The 575-nt window shown below is 58.8% G+C and carries 1 protein-coding gene and 1 pseudogene; both read right to left on the reverse strand.

Annotated elements, in window-relative coordinates; all coding sequences use genetic code 11:
* Nucleotides 1-227: pseudogene (locus tag FTE26_RS08185) on the reverse strand (fertility inhibition protein FinO); the annotation flags it as partial.
* Between the two features lie 54 nt (nt 228-281).
* Nucleotides 282-575: type-F conjugative transfer system pilin acetylase TraX (gene traX, locus FTE26_RS08190; RefSeq protein WP_069067605.1), on the reverse strand; the 294-nt coding region annotated here is incomplete at its 5' end.

Here is a 575-nt window from a genome sequence, read left to right on the forward strand (position 1 = left end):
GCCTCATCCAGTGTGGGCAGGTTCAGATAAATGGACAGCGCCTGTCTGGCCTGCGCTTTTTTTGCCGCCAGCTCTGCTTCCCGGGCTGCTTTCTCGGCCAGCTTCTGCTTTTTCACCTTCCACTTTGGTGGCGTGGTGACATTGATGATGGTTTTCCGGCTGCGGACAGGCGTCTCCCCTTCCGTTTTCCGCTTCAGTGTCAGTACCGGTCGCTTCTGCTCTGTCATGCTGTGTTCTGCCTCTGACGAATCATCCTGTTACGGTCAAAGATACCACACCCGTCACAGCGCCAGAACGCCCAGCACAGCCAGATGACAGGCGTAGAATACCGGGAAAAAATCCCCGGGCCAGAAACGGGGTAATGATTTTCCTGCACACGACACCAGACCAACGGTCAGCACCGTCATCACAAGACCGGCCACCGCCGCTGCATCACTGGTGGCAAGGTTAAGCGCCGGAATAACAGCCAGCAGGCAGGCGACCAGCGCCAGACGTTCCGCTCTGTCTTCCGCCCGGTACAGCCGGTGGCTGACTGCCAGCATCAGCAGCCCGGCAATGCCGTAACTGGTGCCGGA

This window comes from Escherichia sp. S10b (genome assembly GCF_028421345.1).
Lineage (GTDB): Bacteria > Pseudomonadota > Gammaproteobacteria > Enterobacterales > Enterobacteriaceae > ECMA0423.